Genomic DNA, 16,994 nt, shown 5'->3' with positions numbered 1-16,994 from the left:
TCGCTCAGGCGCAAAGAAGGCTGATGCGTTTTTCAGCGGCCTGAGGTTTTACATAGGGGCCAGCCTCAAGAATTTCGACTTCCAGAACACCGGCGTCAGTGGCCGAACGCGCCCCGAGTTCGAGAAGAGCATTGCCATTCGTCCAACGGATTCCTGACGGATCTGCTGGATACCATCCCTCAGCATCTGCGGGCTGGCGCGCCATAAGGTCTTGCATTCCATCTCCATCCCAAAGACGGATCGTTCGCGTCAGAACGCCGAGCATCCGGCGGTCATCTAGATAGGGACCAACCGAATCACACAGCCGAGACGCGCGTGACACCAGACGAACCGTGCGCGCACCCGTCGGAAGTGAAAAGAGGAGCCTTCCTCCGACCTGACGCATAGGAGCAATATGTTGCCCCGAACGTGTTTCAAGATGGAGATCATGTTCACCCGTGGTCTCAGATTCAGACGCCACGTTCAGGCCAAGCTGTTCAGAGCGCTGTGCCAAACGAGCATGGACAGGCTCTACGACTGCCCGATCCGTCTCCAGTGGTGCAGATGCGTCGTGCTCCCAGCTTTTTGCAACAGTCGAGAAGTGAGCAATGCTTCCTGGCTGAGCAAAGCTGTTGCGATTTCCTGTGTCGAGATAGCTCTCTGTCGTCAGACCGTTTGCCACAATCACATCATGGTTGGCTGTCTCGACATGGTAGTAGTCATAGGACGTGATGTCAGTTGCGTAGGCAATGCTGCCGCCATTCACGAGCATACGCACTGGAATGAAAACACCATTGAGATAAAGGCAATGCTCTGACGTCAACAGCAGATCTGTATGAGGAACACGCTCAGACACGGCCCCTTTGCAGATGCGGACCGGATAGCCAGCTTCATCCAGATGGGGCCCTTTACGAACCTGTGCTTTCTTGCGTCCTACCCAATTCAGACGTTCAACCTGCTCGGTGCCGTCCCGGATGACCACAACTTCGTCCCCGGCACGCAGGTCTTCAACAACGACCTCACCAGTCGGTGTCTGGATAAGGCTTCCTCCAAGAAAGCAGACCGGGCCTAGCGAAGCGATTGTTGAACCGTCATCATCTTTCGTCAGGGTCACACCATTGCTGCTGTAATCGCCCTGCATCCGCGTGGAATAAACGACATTTCCACCAGAAGTGACGTTCAGATAATAAGCGCCCCCACTACTGACAAAGGTCGCTGTTTCCCCGTCCGAATAGCTCAGTCCATCCAGGTCAATCCGTCCGCCTGACGACAGGATCGTCTCGGTCAGAATTCCCCCGCTTTGCAGCGTCAGGACAGCGCCCGACGAAATAACGGTCGTATCTGCAACCGCTCCGGATGCAACGTAGAACGACGCTCCACTGCGAACTTCAGCATGGTCAACAATCGAGCCAGACAGAGCCGAGAGGGTAGCGCCGGGGTTCAGCTGTGTATGGGTCAACTTACCGCCCGAAGACGTAACCTGCATTCCCCCGCTGCTGACGGCTACATTGTAGGCATGACCGCCGTTCGTAACAGCCTGGAGCCCCCCGGACAAAACAGTCGCGTTGTAGGAATTACCTGCAGACCCAACTGTCAGGGTTCCACCATTGCTGATGGTCAGAAAACGATCTTCCCCTTCGTTAGAAACAGCACCACCGCTCACAACGGTCACCCTTTGAATAGAGCCACCATTTTCAACGGTCAGAATGTTACCCTCTCCGCTGACGGTACCCCCGGAGATTGCCTGACCTGAAGAAACTATCTGAGACATGAAGATCCTGTTTTGACGGAAAAGAAAATCGAAGGTTTTCTAAACCTGACGACGTGAAGAGCGCGGGTTGTAGCCGAAACGCATTCAAAAACACAATTTTATTAACAAAAACTTTAAGGCGCGCGGTTTCACGGCGGTTTTTAGGTTTTTCCGCTTTTTTTGAGGCCATCGACGGCCTGACAGATGGTGTCTCTGGACAGGGAAAACCCCTACACCCTAGACTTTAGTCCTTTCCGTCACTCTGCCAGACAGGCGCCTGTTCCATGCACGATCCAAAGTCCGAAACTGCTACCCTTCATGCTGGCGGCGCTTCCATGCAGGCGCCCCTCCTGAAAGGCACCATGGGCCCGGACGTCGCAGACCTGCGTGGAATCCAACAGAATCTGGGTATTTTTTCCTTTGATCCGGGCCTGACGGGAACGGCAACCTGCACCAGCAAGATCACATTCATTGATGGCGATGCAGGAACGCTTCTTCACCGCGGCTATCCCATTGAAGACCTCGCCCTGAATGCAAGCTTCACGGAAACAGCCTACCTGCTGCTTTACGGAGAACTGCCGACCACTCCGCAGTATCAGGCGTTTCAAGCTGACATGAACACCCACCGGCTGCTCAATGAGCAGATCCGCAATTTTTTCAACGGTTTCCGCCGAGATGCCCACCCGATGGCTATTCTGTGCGGGACTGTTGGTGCGCTGTCCGCATTTTATCATGATGGTCTGGATATTTCACAGGCAGAAGACCGGGATCTCTCTGCCCGCAGGCTCATTGCCAAAGTGCCGACGATTGCAGCGTGGGCCTACAAATATTCCATCGGAGAGCCTTTCATCTATCCAGATGAAGAGATGTCGTTCTCCGAGAATTTCCTGCACATGCTTTTTGCCCGCCCGGGCAATCACTACCGGGTCAATCCGGTTCTGGCGCGCGCCATGGACCGTATCCTGCTCCTGCACGCCGATCATGAGCAGAACGCATCAACCACGACGGTTCGACTTGTTGGTTCTACCGGCGCGAACCCTTACGCCTGCATCTCTGCCGGCATTGCTGCGCTCTGGGGACCGGCTCATGGGGGAGCCAACGAAGCGGCATTGAACATGCTTCAGTCTATCGGAACACGTGAGGGCATCCCTGCTTTTCTGGAGCAGGTTAAAGATAAAAATTCCAGCGTTCGTCTGATGGGCTTTGGCCATCGCGTCTACAAGAATTTTGATCCTCGCGCGAAAATCCTACAGGCGACGTGCCATGAAGTGATTTCCGAGCTTGGCCTGGAGCGCGATCCGCTGCTCGACCTTGCCAAGGAACTGGAAAGAGTGGCCACGGAAGACGATTATTTCGTCAGCCGTAAGCTCTATCCGAATGTGGATTTCTACTCAGGTCTGATCCTGAAAGCTCTCGGGATTCCGACAAGCATGTTCACTGTTCTCTTCGCGGTTGCGCGGACAGTGGGGTGGGTCAGCCAATGGAAAGAAATGATTGAAGATCCGGCCGGGCGGATTACGCGCCCTCGCCAGCTTTATGTAGGGGAAACAAAGCGGGAGTTTGTTTCCATGAGTGACCGGGGCTGAAAGGCCCCTGTCTACGGGCTGGATTAGCAATCGCAGCCCGAAGTCTGGCCATCAGCCTTGCGGACAACGTGATGGTCGATCCATTCCGCAACAAGGCGACGTGCTTCCGTGATGGAAGATTCAGGATGATGGATGCGGTAAAGCGTCGTGCATGCAGCAAAGGCCTGCATGTCCGGCTGACCGACCTCACGCAGTTCCTGATAGGCTGTGACAACGGCACGTTCGCATTTCCGGCCGATCCGGCTGGTTTCGATGCTCACTTTTGATCCTGCTTCAGAAGAGGAAAAACGGTCTTACTCCTTAGGGGGCAAGGCCTGACTGCGCAAGCATAGATTGGGTCTCCCTATAACAGCAACAAGTGCGTACGAATTTGGCACTACCCTTTGTGTCTTGTGGCCGGTAAACCACAGAAAACGACGTCAGTGGAGAGCAGCATGACACAACATGGAGAGAGCCCGATCGCGGGTCGCACCCAGTGGGACCGGGACGCAGCCCTGACCACCGCCCGCATCCTTCTGGAGATCAAGGCCGTCAACTTCCGTCCGGAAGAGCCTTACACCCTGACGTCAGGCTGGAAGTCCCCGGTCTATATCGACTGCCGAAAGATCATCTTCTTCCCCCGCGCCCGGACCAAGATCATGGAACTGGCCGTCGAGAAGATCGGCCGCCACATCGGCTATGAAAGCATCGATGCGGTCGTCGGCGGCGAGACGGCAGGTATCCCGTTCGCTGCGTGGATCGCAGACCGCATGATGACGCCGATGGCGTATGTCCGCAAAAAGCCGAAGGGTTTTGGACGTAATGCGCAGATCGAAGGTGATGTGCCCGATGGCATGCGCACCCTGCTGGTCGAAGACCTGACGACAGACGGCGCATCCAAGATCCGATTCGCCAATGCCCTGCGCGATGCAGGCGCCATCGTGAATCACACCTTCGTCGTGTTCTTTTATGGCGTGTTCCCCGGCGCCCACAAAACGCTGGCAGACATGGACATCTCCCTGCACGCGCTGTGCACGTGGTGGGATGTTCTCGAAGCGTGTGCAGGCGGCGATTATTTCTCTGAAAAGGACAGTGCCGAGGTTCGTCGCTTCCTTGAAGATCCCTGTGGCTGGTCCCGCAAGCACGGCGGTGTTGGCAGCGCCGAAGAAGCGCTGGCGCTCAAGGCCAAAGCAGAAGGCTGACGCCCGTGGGCTCTCCTGCCCTTTTGTCCCGATGCCTTGTTTTTGACTCGGGCATCGGAGGGATGGGTGTCGTTCAGGCTCTGCGCGACATCCTCCCCGCCCTCACGATCGACTATCTGGCTGACACCGCGCTGTTTCCATATGGGGAACAACCTGATGACCGCTTGACCGGCCGCATCGTCAGCCTGCTCGAAGCAGCCTGCCGTGACGTCCAGCCAGATGTTCTGGTGATTGCCTGCAACACGGCGAGCACTATTGCACTGCCAGCGCTCCGTGAACGTCTCTCCATCCCTGTTGTCGGATGCGTCCCACCTATCCGCTGGGCCGGTCGTGTTTCCACGACCCGGACCGTTGGTCTGCTATCCACGTCAGCAACAGCCCGGCGACCCTATGTACTGGAACTGCATCGACAGTTTGCCTCGGATTGTCGTCTCATCACCCATGGTGCGCGCGGACTGGCCGATCTGGCTGAACGTGCTTTTCTGGGCGATGCCATTCCGGATGCAGACGTCGAACGCGAACTGACGTGCCTGTTCGAACAGCCTCATGGCGAGGACATCGATACCGTCGGGCTTGGCTGCACGCATTACACGTTCCTGATGCCAGCGTTTCAACGCCTTGCACATCCCAACCTGAACTGGCTTGACCCAGCACCAGCCGTCGCCCGTCAGGTGCGGACTGTGCTTGAAACCCTAGCACCCATCACAACAGACAAAGTTTCAGCCCCGCCCCGGCTTTTCATGACAAGCGCACCATTCAATGCGCCACGCCTGGGAGCTGCCGTAAGCCGTTTAGGTTTTTCGGAATGGTCTCTTTTCAGCCCGCTCGCACTGACAGCCTGAAAGCAAGGTCTGCGCCAGCCCTGAGCGGACTGGCGCAAAACAGAGCTTTTTAGCGGGCCCGGTTCACCGTGAACTGAACCGTCTCAATCAGAAGGCGACGCAGTTCGCTATCTGGGAAAATGGACAGGGCTTCAACAGCCGCATCTGCGTAGACCTGCGCTCGGGCGATCGTCGTATTGATCGCACCTGTTTTCGCAATCAGGTTCAGAGCGTGAGGCAGATCTTCGTCAGTCTGCTCGCCTTCCCCGATAACGCGCTCCCAGAACACACGCTCTTCCGGTGAGCCAGCCTCATAGGCGGCCAGGACCGGCAGAGTGATCTTGCCTTCCCGCATGTCATCGCCAACGGTCTTGCCCAGAACCTGCTGGTCCGCGGCATAATCGAGAGCATCATCAACAAGCTGGAACGCCATACCAAGATTAGTGCCGAACTGCTCCAGAGCATCCTCTTCGGCATTCGGACGCTCGGCCACAACAGCACCGACGCGGCAGGCCGCCGCAAACAGTGCGGCCGTCTTGCCGTGAATGACTTCGAGATACCGCTCAACAGGCGTCGTGAGATCGTTCTGCACAACCATCTGAAGGACTTCGCCCTCAGCAATCGTTGCAGACGCATCTGACAGGATCGCCATGACCTTCAGGGAGCCGTCTGCCGTCATAAGCTGGAACGAACGGGCGAACAGGAAGTCCCCCACCAGAACGGACGCCTTGTTGCCGAACACGGCATTGGCTGAAGCCAGCCCGCGACGCAGGGTGCTCTCGTCCACGACATCATCATGCAGCAGAGTTGCGGTGTGAATGAACTCCACGCAGGCTGCGAGCCCGACATGACGCTGATGATCAGGGCCTGGCTGATAACCACACAGCCGTGCTGAAGCGAGCGTCAGAAGGGGACGAAGGCGCTTGCCGCCAGCAGCCACCAGGTGAGCGCCAAGCTGCGGGATCAGGGGGACAGGGCTCTCCATCCGCGCGATAATGGCGCGGTTGCAAGCCAGCATGTCCTCTTCGAGATAGGCTGACAGCGCTGACAGTGCGCTTTCGCCACCTGTACCCTGAACCACAGCTTTATCAACGGTCACGGCAGCATCCGGTGCGGCAGAATCCAAGGGTCTTTACTCCAGTTCCTGCACACTATCCCAGGACTGCCCAGGACCGTGCAGGCACGATATGATGTGGCGTATCCCTGCTCGTTCTTCCTGTCTGGAAAAGCGACCAGGCCATATTAACGCCGGACGACAGGTTGGAATGACCATATGAGCGGCAGCAGGAAGGTGGTCAACCCATTGCAGCCCCCTAAGGCCTATCTGAAGAGCACTTCCCCCCTTTCTGAAAACGAAAGGGACGGAACATTGCTCAACGGACGACTCCACTACCGACAATTTCGAAAGGGCTATCGTACGGGGCTTGAGCCCGTCCTGATGGCGGCAGCGGTCCCTGCACGAGCCGGAGAGACCATTCTGGAGGCAGGATGCGGTGCAGGCGCAGGCTTGCTATGCCTTGCAGCACGGGTTGCTGGCGTGAGCGGCATTGGGCTAGAGGCCGATGCGGATACAGTACAATTGGCAGCTCACAATTTCCTGAACAACCCGTTTCCAGACTCGCGAACATCGCTTTCGGCTCTTCAGGCCGTGCTCCCGACAATCCCATCATCCTTGCGAGTTCTGGCTCCGACAGCCAACGGTCGCTTCCATCACGTGATGGCCAATCCTCCTTGGCACAGCGCGCATGGTACGCCCTCCCCCGACGAACGACGGCGACTAGCCCTCAGCGCAGAAAACACCGACCCACAGGCGTGGATCCGCAGCCTCACCCGCTGGGTTCTACCCGGTGGAACACTGACGTTCATCATATCCGCAGCGATCACGGACAGAGCCTGCCACACGCTTTTGGAAAACGGGTGCGGTTCACTCCAGCTCTACCCCTTCTGGCCCAAACAGGGACGGGAAGCGAAACTGGTGCTAATCCAGGCCATCCACGGCGGCAAAGGCATCTTTCGCCTGCGTCCGGGACTGGTTTTACATGAAGAGGATGGCCGCTTTACCGATGCGGCCGAACGGGTTCTGCGACGGGGAGAAAGCCTGTCCGAAAGCTGACTCTCCCCTATCCCCAGATTATTCGAAGACGCTGCCTTCGAAGGCTTCTTCCCAGGTGCCGGACGTAGAGGCACGGGAGTATTCCGTAGAGCGGTTTTCGAAGAAGTTGGCATGCTCAACAGCGTTCAGCATGTCATCAATCCACGGGAGCGGATTTTCTTCCTCACCATAAACCGGATCAAGACCAAGCTGCGTCAGACGACGATCCGCAATAAAGCGGATGTAACGCTTGACGTCTTCCGAGGACATTCCTTCAACCGGGCCCATTTCAAAGGCCAGATCAATGAACGCGTCTTCATGCTCAACGGTCGTGCGGCAGATTTCCTTCAGTTCTTCACGGAAATCTTCCGTCCACAGTTCCGGATTCTCACGAATGAACGTGCGGAACAGACGGATCATGGACAGGCAGTGCAGCGTTTCATCACGCACGGACCAAGAGACAATCTGCCCCATGCCCTTGAGCTTGTTGAAGCGCGGGAAGTTCAGCAGGATCGCGAACGATGCGAAAAGCTGAAGCCCTTCCATGAAGGCGCCGAAGGCCGCCATGGTCTTCGCGATCTCACGCTTGTTGTCGATGTTAAACGACTGCATGAAATCGTATTTATCCTTCATCTCCTTGTACTTCAGGAAGGCCGAATACTCTGTTTCTGGCATCCCGATGGTGTCGAGAAGATGGGAATAGGCCGCAATGTGGATCGTCTCGATGTTCGAGAACGATGACAGCATCATCAGCACTTCAGTCGGCTTGAAGACCTGGCTGTAATATTTCATGTACGCGGAATTCACTTCCACGTCCGCCTGCGTGAAGAAGCGGAAGATCTGCGTCACGAGATGCTGCTCGGCTTCCGTCAACGTACGGTGCCAATCCTTCACGTCATCAGCCAGCGGCACTTCTTCCGGGAGCCAGTGAACGCGCTGCTGGGTTAGCCAGGCATCATAGGCCCACGGGTAGCGAAACGGTTTGTACACCGGGTTCGCAGTCATCAGGTCATAATGCTGCTCGGTCGCTGGCGTTTCGCCAGCATTCGGGGTCGTGTTGCTCATGACCTTACTTTCCTCAAAGACACGTTTTCAGTGCACCTTACCTCTCCTTACGGGAAAGCCACAGACGCACGAATAACGTGTTTTCTCAATATCTTAACCAGGACAAAGGCTTTCCATCAAAGGGCGCTAAGGTACGCAGCCTGTCTGGCCTTTGGGTTTCCTGCTGCTCCAAGCATAGCTTCGGATGCGATCATAGTCACGCGTCACAGCGCATTCTCTTGAAGGACCAGAAGGCTCTAGTTATGCAAAGAACACAATCCTCCCGGCGGAGCTTCCATGCCCCAGAAAACGCGTCGCTTCTGGCCTCGCTCTCACCTTCTCGCGCTGATCTTCCTGCCAATCTGCATCTATCTGCCGGAATGGCTCGGATTACGCTCCAGCGACCCAATGATGACGACGTCACTGATGGTGCAGAACTCCGCCAGTGCCGCGAAGGGACTGATACCGGGACATCCAGGCTGGATCGACGGTTGCGCAGGCGTTTTCGTAGAAGCCCTCGGCCGACTTGTGGCGCACGACTGGGTACATGGGGTCATTCCCTGGTGGAATCCCTACAGCGGTGTCGGCATGCCTTTGGCAGGCGAATACCAGCCTGCCGCATTTTTTCTACCATTCGTGCTGTTTCTGGGGCTGCCGAATGGTCTCCTGATGATGAAGTGCACTCTGCAAATCATCGCGGGCCTGTCCACATATGCATTTTTGAAACAGCTGCGTCTCGATCCGCGCGCCGCGCTGATCGGTGGCCTGCTCTATGCTTTCAACGGCACCTATGCATGGGCGTCGGACGGCCCGTCTGAACCCCTCGCCTTTCTGCCTCTCGCTCTCTATGGCGTGGAACGTGCCCGAACCGGGAACTGGGGCTGGCTTGCTCTAAGCCTAACCTATCTCCTGTTGGCAGGCTTTCCCGAAACTGCCTTTCTTTTAGGACTGATCGCGCTCGGGCTTGCGGTTCTACGCTTTTTCCAGACTGCTCCTGACAGCAGATCCCGCTTTGCCCTTCACATCTGCCTTGGGGGCCTCACGGCAGGTTTGATTGCCGCCCCACAACTCCTCGCTTTTCTGACATTCCTACCCCATGCTGACATCGGCGTTCACGGCGGCATCAATGATGAGACCCTGCCGCATCAGGCATGGTCGATGCTGCTATTCCCCTACATCAACGGCCCCATATTCTACGGCTCCGAATTGGAGGCATGGTATGCCCTAGGAGGCTATTGCGGGCTTACTCTTCCGTTTCTGGCTTTATGCGCCATCGGGGGCAACAACGAGCGAGGGCTGCGCTTCCTGCTGCTCGGCATTTTCCTTGCTGTCGTGGGAAAACAGGCCGGTGTTTCGGGGCTCACTCAACTCGTCGATCTGGTGCCAGGACTTGGGCACACCGTATTTTTTCGCCTTTGCGAACCCATGGTGGAAAGCTGTCTGATCTTTCTTGCAGCCTTCGCCCTGGATGACATGTTCCGTGGTATGTGGCGCCCCAGAGCAATCATCCTGTCTGCTTGTGTGATGAGCGCCCTGATTGTCACGACCTATGGTCTGGATCATCAGTTCCTGACTAAACTTCGCTCGGTTTCCGAAGGACCAGTTTCCTCCCACATTTATGCGGTGGGATCGCTGATTTTTGGCAGCCTCTGCTTGGCTGTTGTGGTTTTTTTTGCAGTGAGCAGGAAACATCCGAAAATTATTGGAACGGTTCTCTTTTGTGAGACCCTTTTATTGTTCGGATTTCCTCTTCTAAGCGCCTATCCGGAACAACCCCATCCAGACCAACGCCTTATTACGGCACTACAGGGTGAAACCGGCCTACAGCGCTTCGTGACCATTGGCCCGATTGAGCCAAATTATGGCGCTTATCTGCGGATCGCCTCTATCAATCACAACGCCATTCCCACACCGAAAGCATGGATCGAGCGCCTGAAACAGGACTTCGGCTCAAAAGTCGACGCCGTAACCTTTAATGGCTCCTATCCTTTTGCTGAAAATGGCGATGCCTTTCTGGAAGCCTCTTTGGCCCAGCATCCTGATCTATTTGCCAAACTTGGCGTGTCAGCCGTGCTGGTTCCTCCGGGTCATGGCATGCCAAGTATCGCGCCCTATCCTCTAGAAAACCGCCAACCAAGCGGCTTTCCTCTGACGCCAAGCGCCCCAGAAGTCACAATCGATATTTCATCATGGGAAAAGCCGGTCAGCCGCCTCGCAACGCTGCAATTGGGCACTTACGCCGGAAACTCGAACGGAATTCTGATTCTGTCCACTTGTTCCGACACGCAATGCGCAACGGGTCAGACACGACTGAAAGAGGCAACAGACAACGGTCTGACGTCGATCGAACTGGATAGAATCATTCCAGCCGATGCCCACACCCTGACATTAAGCCTTAAAGAGGCCACCACAGACATCATGATCTGGTCCACCGTGAAGGATCATGTGGCTTGGCCGCGCATCCGCTTTGAGACAGAGGCTGTGCGCGAAGCCATGATGCCCGTCCTGCACACGGGAACCGGAGATCTCATCCAACTGAAGAACGCTGCCCCCTATTTTGAGACTGAGGTAGCCTGCACCCTTACTCTGAAAGACCGGGAGACGCTTGCCGCAAACTGCCCAGCGCCAACTTATCTTGTTCGTCGCGAGGTCATGCTGCCTGGATGGACGGCCGAGGTGAATGGCACTCCCATCGTCCCGGAAGTGTGGGACGGGTTATTTGAACGTATCCCGCTTCCTGCAGGACCAACCCGGATCCACTTTCATTTTGAACCTCCCGGCGCAACATTCGGATGGATCGCTACAGCAGTGGGGCTCATCCTACTCTGGTTGGGTTTCCGTCGTGTTAGAGCGCCTGACACGCCCTGAGAAGATAAAAAAAATCCCGGCTCCCAAAACGAGGAGCCAGGATTTTTAAACCGATAGTACCAACCTGCCTTACTGACAGGCGAGGCACTCGTCGTAATCGCCACTGCTCATTTTGCCACGCGGGGCAGCCTGCACAGTAGCTTCGTACTTCTCATCGTCCAGAATATCGCTCTTCACGGCCAGCGTGGAGACTGCATCAGCACGCTGCACCGACAGGGAACGGCAGTAATACAGAGACTTCAGGCCTTTCTTCCAGGCCTGGAAGTGGATCTGATGCAGGTCGCGCTTATGAACATCCGCCGGCAGGAAGAGGTTGACCGACTGTGCCTGACAGATGAACGGCGCACGGTCGGCGGCATGTTCGACAACCCAGCGCTGATCCAGCTCAAAGGCCGTCTTGAAGACGTCCTTCTCATCCTGCGTCAGGAAGTCCAGATGCTGAACGGAGCCTTTGCTCAGGGTGATGTCAGACCACACCTTGTCCGTGTTCTGGCCGCGCTCTTCAAGAATCGTGGTCAGATGGCGGTTACGGACCGAGAAGGAACCAGACAGGGTCTTCTGAAGGAAGACGTTGGCACTGATCGGCTCGATGCCGGGGCTGGCATTACCCGTGATGATGGAAATGGACGCCGTCGGAGCAATTGCCAGCTTGTGCGAGAAACGCTCCATAAAGCCGTACTCTTCAGCATCTGGGCAAGGACCACGCAGTTCCGCCAGCTTCTTTGAAGCCGCATCGGCCTGAGCGCGGATATGCTGGAAGATTTTTTTGTTCCAGACCTTCGCCATCACGCTTTCGAACGGGATCATCCGGGCCTGAAGGAAGGAATGGTACCCCATCACGCCAAGACCGACAGAGCGTTCCCGGGCAGCGGCGTACTTGGCACGCGCCATGTCATCCGGGGCACGGTCAATGAAATCCTGCAGAACGTTGTCGAGGAACAGCATGACGTCCTCAATGAACTGCGGATCGTCCTTCCACTCGTCCCAGGTTTCCAAGTTCAAGGAAGACAGGCAGCAGACAGCCGTCCGGTTCTTGCCATGATGATCGATACCGGTTGGCAGCGTGATCTCGGCGCAGAGATTGGAAGTCTTGACCTCAAGACCGGCCAGCTTGTGATGTTCTGGACGGGCGCGGTTCACATGATCCGAGTAGATGACGTACGGCTCGCCCTGCTCCATACGGGCCGTCAGGATGCGGATCCACAGCCCGCGAGCGGACACCTTGCGGATGATGCTGTGATCCTTCGGGGACAGCAGAGGCCATTCCTCGTCCGCCTCAACAGCCCGCATGAAGGCGTCTGTGATCAGAACGCCATGATGCAGGTTCAGGGCCTTACGGTTTGGGTCACCACCCGTTGGGCGGCGCATTTCCGTGAATTCTTCGATTTCAGGATGCCAGACCGGCAGATACACAGCCGCAGACCCACGACGCAGAGACCCCTGCGAGATAGCTAGTGTCAGGCTGTCCATCACGCGGATGAACGGAATGACGCCGGACGTCTTGCCGTTACGACCGATGTTCTCGCCGATTGAGCGCAGATTGCCCCAATAAGACCCGATGCCGCCGCCCTTGGATGCCAGCCAGACGTTTTCGTTCCAGAGGCCGACGATACCTTCCAGGCTATCTTCGGCTTCGTTCAGGAAGCAGGAAATCGGCAGACCGCGGGACGTTCCACCGTTAGACAGAATCGGTGTAGCTGGCATGAACCAGTGGCGCGAAATGTAATCATAAATACGCTGGGCATGGCCCTGATCCGCCCCGTAATAGGACGCAACACGCGCAAACAGATCCTGATAATGCTCGCCCGGCAGAAGGTAGCGGTTGTTCAGAGTCGCCTTGCCAAAATCCGTCAGAAGCGAATCACGTGAACGATCCACACGGACGGCATGATGGCCCGGAAGCTGCACGACATCATCGAACATGTCCGGCGTTTCTTCCCCCTCCCCAACGGCACGCTCGCCAACAGGATGGTCAACAGGCGGAAGCACGTCATGCGGGCGGTCGGCCGTATGTGGCGTGTCCATCGTCACGTCATGAAGTGTCATTGCGCTCTGCTCCGGCAGTCTGATTTTTTCGATTTGATGACCCTCCAATTCCACACCCGCGCCCGTCACTGCAAGCGAACTCTTCTCTTGCAAATTGGAAAGAGCTGTGAATTTGGAGTCATCCATATCTAGGGGCATAAACGATCCACACCCCTATATATTGGGGCAATCGCAGAAAACCGCCATAGGTTCCCATTCATCCCCAAGGGGGCTTTTCCTGAGTGGCCTCACAACCACACCACACTGTTTTTTCACGGCAACGTTTCCTGTCTGGTCACGTTGGAGACAGCATCCCCCAACACGCGGAGAGCGTCTCATGACCATCAACAAGAAAGCTTCGGCCCACTGGAGCGGCACCATCAAGGAAGGCAAGGGCACCATCTCGACGCAGAGCGGCGCCCTTCAGGACCAGCCTTATGGTTTCAACACGCGATTCGAAGACAAGCCCGGCACCAACCCGGAAGAACTGCTCGGCGCGGCCCATGCCAGCTGCTTCACAATGGCGCTATCTTTGATCCTTGGTGATGCTGGCTTTACAGCCGACTCCCTCGATACGGAGTCGACAATTTCCCTGGATAAGGTTGGTGATGGCTTTGCCGTTACGAAGGCCCATCTGACGCTTCGTGGCGTGGTTCCGAACGCAACCGAGGCCGACTTCCTGGACGCTGCCAACAAGGCCAAGATTGGCTGTCCAATGTCCAAGGTTCTCAATACGGAGATCACTTTGGACGCCAAGCTCGCCAGCTAAAGCCTGAAGGCTGGGATCAGTTGTCCCAGCCACACTGCGCATGATTGCGCAGCAGATGGTCTGCCAGAACGCAGGCCATCATGGCTTCCGCCACAGGCACGGCACGGATACCGATGCAGGGATCGTGTCGTCCCTTGGTGCGAACCTCCACCGAATCCCCTGCACTATTGATGCTCGGCACAGGCGTCAGGATCGAACTGGTTGGCTTGATGGCAAAGCGAGCCACGATTGGTTGCCCCGTGGAGATGCCTCCCAAGATGCCACCGGCATGGTTCGATGCGAACTGCGGCCCTGGTGCGATCGGATCAGCATTTTGCTCACCGCGAAGAGCCGCGACAGCGAAACCGTCGCCGATCTCCACGCCCTTTACGCCATTGATGCCCATCAGAGCACCCGCGAGATCAGCATCGAGCTTCCCATAGACTGGCGCACCAAGACCCGGCGGCAGACCTTCCGCGACAACCTCAACAGTGGCCCCGATGGATGAGCCATCCTTGCGAATGGAGTCGAGCAGCTCTTCCCATGGACCAACGCTCGCAGCGTCCGGACACCAGAGCGGGTTGCGCTCCACTTCGTCCCAGTCCCAGCGGGTTGGATCAATGGTCTGACCGCCAATCCCCGTCAGGGCCGCGCGAATCTTCACGCCTTCTCCGACCAACGTTTTCAGCAGCACGCGCGCAACAGCACCAGCCGCGACACGCATGGCTGTTTCACGCGCGGAAGAGCGACCGCCGCCACGATAATCGCGGATGCCATATTTCAGATCGTAGGCAATGTCCGCATGGCCCGGACGATAGCTCTGGGCAATCTCACCATAATCTTTCGACCGCTGATCGATGTTTTCGATCATCAGCGAAATAGGCGTGCCGGTCGTCTGGCCTTCAAACACCCCCGACAGGATCCGGACCTGATCCGGTTCCCGACGCTGGGTCGTGAAGCGGGACTGCCCCGGCCGACGGCGATCAAGCCAAGGCTGGATGTCCGCTTCGGACAGCTTCAGGCGGGGTGGACAGCCATCTACGACGCAGCCAATGGCTGGTCCGTGGCTTTCACCCCAGGTGGTAACGCGAAAGAGTTGCCCGAAGCTGTTGTCTGACATGTCAGTCCCCGGAGCTGACAGCGGCGATGTCCGGAGCTGCCGGGTTCTTCATACCAACCGTATGGTAGCCGCAATCCACATGATGGATTTCGCCCGTCACGCCGCTGGAGAGGTCGGAGAGCAGGTACATGCCTGAACCACCAACGTCCTTCAGGGTCACGTTACGCTCCATCGGAGCGTTGAGCTGGTTCCAGCGCAGGATGTAGCGGAAGTCGCTGATGCCGTTGGCGGCCAGCGTCATGATCGGGCCTGCGGAGATGCCGTTCACGCGGATATCGTCACGGCCGAGATCAGCGGCCATGTAACGCACGGAGGCTTCAAGAGCCGCCTTGGCAACACCCATAACGTTGTAATGTGGCATGACGCGCTCTGCACCGAGATAGGTCATGCTCAGGAACGAACCACCAGCATTCATCATGGCAGATGCACGACGGGCAACGGACACGAAGGAATAGCAGGAAATGTCCATGGCTTGGAGGAAAGCATCACGTGGCGTGTCGATGTAACGCCCGCGCAGGTACTGCTTGTCAGCAAAAGCAATGGCGTGAAGCACGAAGTCGATCTTGCCCCACACCTTTTCGATTTCATCGAACGTCGCATCGATTGCTGCATCATCGCTGACATCACACGGCAGAACCAGATCAGAGCCAACGCTTTCCGCGAGGGGACGCACGCGCTTGCCAAGAGCTTCACCCTGATAGGTAAAAGCAAGTTCCGCGCCCTGTGCAGCACAGGCGCTCGCAATAGCCCAAGCGATGGAATGCTTGTTGGCGACACCCATGATAACACCGCGCTTGCCCTTCATGAGGGTGCCGGTCACGGGAGCCGGGATGTTGTCTTCTGTTTCAGACATTGAAGGTTTCCTGAATCGCGTTGGCGTGTTAGCGCCGTGGTCGCACAAGAGATGCCAGCAAACAAGAGTAACACGACACTCAATGCCTCTTGGACGGCAGTTTCCAGCCGTAGTGTGGATTTCAGGCCCATGAGGCAGGTCAAGGCAACTGCTCCTGCTTCCTCTATATAATGCCTCTGACGCCATAATTCGGAGCCGGAACCTGACAGGGTCTGTTCCGGGACCCCGACGGAGCCGCTATGGTTCTCACATCGCCCTTTCGGGCTGTCCCCGCTGCTTCAGGAGACTTCCATGCCCTCTCTGCCCCTCATCGATCTGACTTCTGATCCATTTGCCCTGTTTGCAGCCTGGATGTCAGACGCAGAAGCGTCTGAGCCCAATGATCCGAACGCCATGGCCGTTGCAACATCCACGCCAGATGGCCGCCCTTCCGTTCGCATGCTTTTGCTCAAGGGCGCGGACGAGCGCGGATTTGTCTTCTATACAAACGTGGAGAGCCGCAAAGGTGGCGACCTGCTGGCCAATCCGCATGTCGCCTTGCTGTTCCACTGGAAGTCCCTGCGTCGGCAGATCCGGATCGAAGGACCGGTTACGCAGGTCAGTGACGAAGAAGCAGATGCTTATTTCGCCAGCCGGTCGCCCATGTCCCGGCTGGGGGCCATTGCATCTGACCAGTCCCGCCCTCTGGATGAGCGTAGCACCTTTGAAGAGCGCCTGAAGGCCGCAGAAGAAAAATATGGCAATGGCCCTATTCCGCGCCCGAACAACTGGACAGGTTTCCGCGTTGCTCCAGACGCCATAGAGTTCTGGCAGGACCGGCCTTTCCGCCTCCATGACCGAGCATTATGGACTCGTGATGGATCTGAATGGAACGTCACGCGTCTTTATCCGTAAAGATAGAGAACACCCTTTTCCCAAGGTGGGGAG

The 16,994-nt window shown here is 56.8% G+C and carries 14 protein-coding genes; 7 read left to right on the top strand and 7 right to left on the bottom strand.

Going from position 1 to position 16,994, the window contains the following annotated elements; translation table 11 throughout:
- Positions 1–4: 4 nt before the first annotated feature.
- Complete coding sequence (locus tag KP707_RS03385) at positions 5–1,750, bottom strand: Hint domain-containing protein (protein WP_249202732.1); 1,746 nt, start codon at positions 1,748–1,750, stop codon at positions 5–7.
- A 263-nt stretch (positions 1,751–2,013) separates the two neighbouring features.
- On the opposite strand from KP707_RS03385, the gene KP707_RS03380 reads away from it, so the two are divergent.
- Positions 2,014–3,315 (top strand): citrate synthase, encoded by a 1,302-nt coding sequence (locus KP707_RS03380; protein WP_211496451.1) that lies wholly within the window; start codon positions 2,014–2,016, stop codon positions 3,313–3,315.
- 23 nt (positions 3,316–3,338) lie between these two features.
- Here the strand turns inward: KP707_RS03380 and KP707_RS03375 are convergent, their stop codons facing one another.
- Positions 3,339–3,575 (bottom strand): hypothetical protein, encoded by a 237-nt coding sequence (locus KP707_RS03375; RefSeq protein ID WP_211502131.1) that lies wholly within the window; start codon positions 3,573–3,575, stop codon positions 3,339–3,341.
- Positions 3,576–3,749: 174 nt separating this feature from the next.
- Here KP707_RS03375 and KP707_RS03370 point away from each other — a divergent pair, with 174 nt between their 5' ends.
- Together KP707_RS03370 and murI are read left to right on the top strand one after the other, a co-directional pair.
- Positions 3,750–4,496: an orotate phosphoribosyltransferase gene (locus KP707_RS03370; protein WP_016737749.1), complete on the top strand. Its 747-nt coding sequence runs from the start codon at positions 3,750–3,752 to the stop codon at positions 4,494–4,496.
- 5 nt (positions 4,497–4,501) lie between these two features.
- Positions 4,502–5,338: a glutamate racemase gene (gene murI, locus KP707_RS03365; RefSeq protein ID WP_211502130.1), complete on the top strand. Its 837-nt coding sequence runs from the start codon at positions 4,502–4,504 to the stop codon at positions 5,336–5,338.
- 49 nt (positions 5,339–5,387) lie between these two features.
- On the opposite strand, the gene KP707_RS03360 is transcribed toward murI, so the two are convergent.
- Complete coding sequence (locus tag KP707_RS03360; RefSeq protein WP_211502129.1) at positions 5,388–6,443, bottom strand: polyprenyl synthetase family protein; 1,056 nt, start codon at positions 6,441–6,443, stop codon at positions 5,388–5,390.
- A gap of 147 nt (positions 6,444–6,590) precedes the next feature.
- Between KP707_RS03360 and KP707_RS03355 the strand changes: the two genes are divergently transcribed.
- Positions 6,591–7,430, top strand: coding sequence for a tRNA1(Val) (adenine(37)-N6)-methyltransferase (locus KP707_RS03355; protein ID WP_252348822.1), 840 nt, complete (start codon positions 6,591–6,593; stop codon positions 7,428–7,430).
- An 18-nt stretch (positions 7,431–7,448) separates the two neighbouring features.
- Here the strand turns inward: KP707_RS03355 and KP707_RS03350 are convergent, their stop codons facing one another.
- Positions 7,449–8,474 carry a ribonucleotide-diphosphate reductase subunit beta gene (locus tag KP707_RS03350; RefSeq protein ID WP_046899852.1) on the bottom strand — a complete coding sequence of 342 codons (1,026 nt, stop codon included), beginning with the start codon at positions 8,472–8,474 and terminating at the stop codon, positions 7,449–7,451.
- A gap of 276 nt (positions 8,475–8,750) precedes the next feature.
- Here KP707_RS03350 and KP707_RS03345 point away from each other — a divergent pair, with 276 nt between their 5' ends.
- Complete coding sequence (locus KP707_RS03345) at positions 8,751–11,321, top strand: YfhO family protein (RefSeq protein ID WP_215751548.1); 2,571 nt, start codon at positions 8,751–8,753, stop codon at positions 11,319–11,321.
- 69 nt (positions 11,322–11,390) lie between these two features.
- Here KP707_RS03345 and KP707_RS03340 read toward each other — a convergent pair whose 3' ends face one another.
- The gene (locus KP707_RS03340; protein WP_232309134.1) at positions 11,391–13,244 is read right to left on the bottom strand and encodes a ribonucleoside-diphosphate reductase subunit alpha; all 1,854 of its coding nucleotides are present in this window, start codon (positions 13,242–13,244) and stop codon (positions 11,391–11,393) included.
- 439 nt (positions 13,245–13,683) lie between these two features.
- Between KP707_RS03340 and KP707_RS03335 the strand changes: the two genes are divergently transcribed.
- The gene (locus KP707_RS03335; protein WP_086634066.1) at positions 13,684–14,115 is read left to right on the top strand and encodes an OsmC family protein; all 432 of its coding nucleotides are present in this window, start codon (positions 13,684–13,686) and stop codon (positions 14,113–14,115) included.
- Between the two features lie 16 nt (positions 14,116–14,131).
- On the opposite strand, the gene aroC is transcribed toward KP707_RS03335, so the two are convergent.
- Positions 14,132–15,214: a chorismate synthase gene (gene aroC / locus KP707_RS03330; protein ID WP_211502127.1), complete on the bottom strand. Its 1,083-nt coding sequence runs from the start codon at positions 15,212–15,214 to the stop codon at positions 14,132–14,134.
- Between the two features lies 1 nt (position 15,215).
- A complete protein-coding gene (gene fabI, locus KP707_RS03325) occupies positions 15,216–16,067 on the bottom strand; it encodes an enoyl-ACP reductase FabI (RefSeq protein ID WP_015074825.1) in 852 nt (283 codons plus the stop codon).
- A gap of 291 nt (positions 16,068–16,358) precedes the next feature.
- Between fabI and pdxH the strand changes: the two genes are divergently transcribed.
- A complete protein-coding gene (gene pdxH / locus KP707_RS03320) occupies positions 16,359–16,961 on the top strand; it encodes a pyridoxamine 5'-phosphate oxidase (protein WP_211496455.1) in 603 nt (200 codons plus the stop codon).
- The last annotated feature ends 33 nt before the right edge of the window (positions 16,962–16,994 follow it).

Origin of the sequence: Gluconobacter sp. P5E10 (genome assembly GCF_018812145.1) — a bacterium.
In the GTDB taxonomy this organism is placed as follows: Bacteria; Pseudomonadota; Alphaproteobacteria; order Acetobacterales; family Acetobacteraceae; genus Gluconobacter; species Gluconobacter cerinus.
The sequence above is the reverse complement of the archived record's forward strand: the minus strand, read 5'-3'. Positions and strand labels throughout refer to the sequence as shown.